At 43.2% G+C, this 3,816-nt stretch carries 6 protein-coding genes; 1 reads left to right on the top strand and 5 read right to left on the bottom strand.

The window, feature by feature from the left end; all coding sequences use genetic code 11:
- Positions 1–373: 373 nt before the first annotated feature.
- From FVR03_RS23770 to FVR03_RS25275, 3 genes are all read right to left on the bottom strand, one after another.
- Entirely contained in the window at positions 374–1,669 is a 1,296-nt protein-coding gene (locus FVR03_RS23770) for a hemolysin family protein (protein ID WP_147924267.1), read from the bottom strand.
- A gap of 312 nt (positions 1,670–1,981) precedes the next feature.
- Positions 1,982–2,197: an integrase core domain-containing protein gene (locus FVR03_RS25280; protein WP_369410478.1), complete on the bottom strand. Its 216-nt coding sequence runs from the start codon at positions 2,195–2,197 to the stop codon at positions 1,982–1,984.
- Entirely contained in the window at positions 2,188–2,382 is a 195-nt protein-coding gene (locus FVR03_RS25275) for a DDE-type integrase/transposase/recombinase (RefSeq protein ID WP_369410477.1), read from the bottom strand. Before FVR03_RS25275 ends, FVR03_RS25280 begins: the two co-directional genes overlap by 10 nt.
- A 126-nt stretch (positions 2,383–2,508) precedes the next feature.
- Between FVR03_RS25275 and FVR03_RS24680 the strand changes: the two genes are divergently transcribed.
- On the top strand, positions 2,509–2,652 hold the full coding sequence (locus FVR03_RS24680; protein ID WP_187270291.1) for a hypothetical protein: 144 nt from the start codon (positions 2,509–2,511) through the stop codon (positions 2,650–2,652).
- Between the two features lie 29 nt (positions 2,653–2,681).
- Here FVR03_RS24680 and FVR03_RS23760 read toward each other — a convergent pair whose 3' ends face one another.
- Together FVR03_RS23760 and FVR03_RS23755 are read right to left on the bottom strand one after the other, a co-directional pair.
- Positions 2,682–2,993, bottom strand: a complete 312-nt coding sequence (locus FVR03_RS23760) for a hypothetical protein (RefSeq protein WP_147924266.1) — start codon at positions 2,991–2,993, stop codon at positions 2,682–2,684.
- Positions 2,994–3,096: 103 nt separating this feature from the next.
- Positions 3,097–3,651, bottom strand: a complete 555-nt coding sequence (locus tag FVR03_RS23755) for a Riean_0653 family protein (protein WP_147924265.1) — start codon at positions 3,649–3,651, stop codon at positions 3,097–3,099.
- Positions 3,652–3,816 lie beyond the last annotated feature (165 nt).

Here is a 3,816-nt window from a genome sequence, read left to right as displayed (position 1 = left end):
GTTTGGTAGCTTTACCCCTTAACAAACCTGGATGGCTTCATAGTTTTATAATCGCAACTCGAGTTATTTATAAACCCATGTCAGGATTAAGCAGTCTGCCGAGACCTACACTAGTTTTGCAGGAATATGACTTTTATCTCACTCCTTTTTTTGAAATTAGATGAAAACGTATCAATTGATGATTTTACTACGCTTTATTAGTTTTTATAAACAGGTTTTCGCGTAATTGTCCTTACCAGATCAACGAAGATTTATCCCATAAGAAGGAGGGTGTTTAGTCAGAAGGAGGTATTCTTAAAAACTTAATTACGGCCAAATAATACTGATAAAAAGCGGCCAAATAATTATAAAGTTCACAGGATAAGACAGTGCCTTAAGATATTTTGGAGTTGATCGCACGCTTTAGAATTACCTTGTCAACTCTGAAACCATCCATATCTACTATCTCCAATTCATAGCCGCCGACTTGAAACTTATCGCCAGCAGCCGGAAATTTACCTAATGTGTAAGAAATGAAACCAGCCAGCGTCACATAGTTGTCGGCATCTTTTGGTATAACTTCCTCCTTTAGTTCTCTGTTGAGGTCGTAAATTTCCACAGACCCGTCTACTAAGAGTGAACCATCATCTCTTTTAACGAAGCTTGGCTCATCTACCTCGTCCATATCCGGCAGGTCACCTACAATTGCTTCCAGAATATCATGCAGTGTAATGATGCCCTCGATTGAGCCATACTCATCGATAACAATTCCCAGATACTGCTTCTGTTTCTTGAAGATGTTCAGCACAGCATTGGCCAGCATCGTTTCAGGTATGTAAATTGGCTGCTGTAAAACACTGCTCAGCGACTCTTCTCTGTTCCCTGCTAAATATTCATAGAACCGCTTCGCTGTTAGCACCCCAATAATCTTGTCAAAGGTACCATCGGCAACAGGAAATTTAGAGTGCGCACTACGCTGTATAATGTCTTTTATCCCTTCAACAGGTTGATTAATGTCAATGTACTCCACATCCATGCGGTGTGTGCGCAGGTTTCTTGCCCGCTGCTCTGAGTATGTGAAGATATTCTGGTGCAGCTGAATTTCCTCCTTTGCCAGAAGCCCCTGCTTGCCCGCAGTCTTGATAATCTGCCTGAGTTCCTCCTCTGACATCTTCTCTTCCGGCGGCTCTTTAATTCCTGCTAATTTTATAACAAAGCTAGTGGAACCTGAAAGTAGCTTTACCAGTGGCATGGTGGCAACCGTGAATACTTTAATAATAGGGGCAACAGTAAGAGCTATGTTATCGGCATTTCCAAGAGCAATCGTTTTGGGTATCAGTTCCCCAATGACGATAGAGAAATAGGTGATCAAACCAACTACTAATATGATAGAGAGTGTATCAGCATAAGGAGCCAAAAAGCTAAATCCGGAAAGCCATTGTTTCATATCATCAGAAAGGGCCGCTCCACCATAGGCACCAGAGACAATTCCTATGAGTGTAATACCTACTTGGATAGCAGAGAGAAAATTCTCTGGTGATTCCAACAGCTTAATGACAGTATTAGCACTTCTGCTTCCTTGTTTTGCCTTTTGGGCAATTCTGTTTTTGTTGACGGATATGATAGATAACTCTGACAGAGCAAAAAAGCCGTTGAGCATAGTCAGTAGTATCAAAATAATTATTTCCATTTAAATTACGCGTATAAAAGATGTCACACAAATAAAGCAACTAATATAGATAGATTCTTTAGCAAAAGTAGCTAATGATGACCCGTCCTGGAAAAAGTTGACGGTTTTGAATTGATGATAAATTTAAGAAATTAATACGGCTATAGCTTGTCTAATGTATTGATTTGCTCTTTGAATATCTAGTTGAGTACTATATTAGCTTGACGCTTTTTTATCCGGCAACCACTATTATCGCAGCTGTGGACTTGTGGGTAATATCCATAAATCCACAGCTTGTTAGCTCACAGAACATCAGTTCCACTGACCGATGACTTACTCTTCCACCTGATGAGCCTGTGAGGGGGTTAAGTAACTGCAGCTCATGTGAGGGCGAAGCGTGTTATAATTGCGAATACCCTTTTCTATAGCCAATAGAGCCTCCATGTGAGACTTAAACACCTGATTCAGCCTGAACTCATGCTTTAGGATCCCATTCACCCTTTCGGCTATCTGATTCTCGTACGCCTGCCCACTATCTGTCATGCTAATGGCAATGTCTGCTTTACATACTCAGAGCTGCAGTACTGCACGCCCCGGTCAGAATGGTGCATAAGCTTGCTCTCCTGTTTACTACGAGTGGCAAGCGCCATTTCCAAAGCGCTCAGGCAGCCTTCCATGCTCAGGAACTGATGCAGGCAGTAGCCCACAATTTTCTTGGAATAAGCATCGGTAATCAGAGACAGCTAGTTGAAGTCAAAGCCCACATAGATGTAGGTCATATCACATACCCAAACTTGCTCTGTTTCCAGGACAGGGAGCTGCCTGACCAGGTTAGGATACTTTCTTAGAAGATGGTTAGAATGAGTGGTCTTGGGCACAGACCTTTTATGGCGGATGAGCAGACGGTGTTCCCGGAGCAACTCATGCAGCTTGTCCCTGCCCATAGTAATGCCGCTTTTCTGCAGGGGCTCCCGCAGCAGAAAATACAGCTTCTTGGTCCCTAGCCCGGGAATCTCCCTTCTGATGGCAGTGACTAGATCCAATGCCAGCATAGCCTGGGCAGCACGCTGATCCAGGTGCGTCCTTTTCTGATGAAATGCTTGACGGCTTTTACCAAACAGTCGACAAAGGTTACCGACACTAACCTTTGCTGTTCCCTTATGCTGCAGGGGCAGGACCGTTTGGTACCAGACTTTTTTCGGATGGAAATCTTCAGGTCCTTTTCAGCCACCTCAATCATTGTGTGCAGGGCCAGGATCATGAGGTTAGCCTCCTCCAGGGCTTTCTCCAGCTGTTTATTTCGCTGCTTTAGGGCTTCCAGGTTTTGCTTTTGCTTCTCATTCATAGGAGGTAAAGATACAAGCCCTTGCTCCATCTTACGCTGATAGTCAGTAACCCAATTATGGATTGTTTTGACACTTTGTATGCCAAGTTCCTGTATAATATCCTTAGCATCTTCTCCTCCAAAAAGTACGCGGAAGGCAGCGGCCGTCGGTGATCCTCACGGTCTGGCCGGAGCCATCCAGGCTTTCTGCCGTGAACTCGAAAACGCCTGCAATAATATGGTTCACCGTATCCACCTTTGTGAACGTGAAAAAGCCTGTGTTGCGGCTGGAAGTGATATATCGGCCATTGCTTGGCTTACTCTCCCTGTACATCGCATGGTCCTGGAAGCGCATTTGATCAGGAGCGGGACCGGTATCGAAAGAAAAATAATGTGTGCCTCTCACCTTCACATCCTCCAAGGCTAATTGTATGGTAGTGTTATCACCATCAGCTATGCGGTTGGCAAAAATAGTTAATTGTTTCTGAGGTGGATAAAAGTAGCCATATAATAAACCCACTTTCTTTGTGTTAAAGCCCGAACCTGCGTCAGCGATCCAAGTTTTGCCGTTCAGCTTGCAGGCAAAAGTATTAGAGCCGCTTTGTGTGGGCTTCAGCAGATTTTCCTCGCAGGCTATCAGCAAAAAGAGGAAAGGAACGAATTTAAGTAAGCGTTTCATAAACAAGCAGGTCAGACTGGAATAATAGCTAAATACAACTAACATTCGTTAATGTACAAATATTTGCATATTAATTTTATATGTTTTTCATACATTACAGGAGTTACGCAGAAGCTTTTAACCTTGCCTAAAAGGACATAAATCTGCTTATTAATTTGGTGTTTT

Origin of the sequence: Pontibacter qinzhouensis (assembly GCF_008017455.1) — a bacterium.
Classification (GTDB): domain Bacteria; phylum Bacteroidota; class Bacteroidia; order Cytophagales; family Hymenobacteraceae; genus Pontibacter; species Pontibacter qinzhouensis.
This window is presented reverse-complemented; position numbering and strand designations above follow the sequence as displayed.

Excerpts from the sequence above, each read along its gene's own strand:
- FVR03_RS23770 (WP_147924267.1), bottom strand. The coding sequence starts at position 1,669 with ATGGAAATAATTATTTTGATACTACTGACTATGCTCAACGGCTTTTTT.
- FVR03_RS24680 (WP_187270291.1), top strand. The coding sequence starts at position 2,509 with ATGAGTGGTCTTGGGCACAGACCTTTTATGGCGGATGAGCAGACGGTG.
- FVR03_RS23760 (WP_147924266.1), bottom strand. The coding sequence starts at position 2,993 with ATGAATGAGAAGCAAAAGCAAAACCTGGAAGCCCTAAAGCAGCGAAAT.
- FVR03_RS23755 (WP_147924265.1), bottom strand. The coding sequence starts at position 3,651 with ATGAAACGCTTACTTAAATTCGTTCCTTTCCTCTTTTTGCTGATAGCC.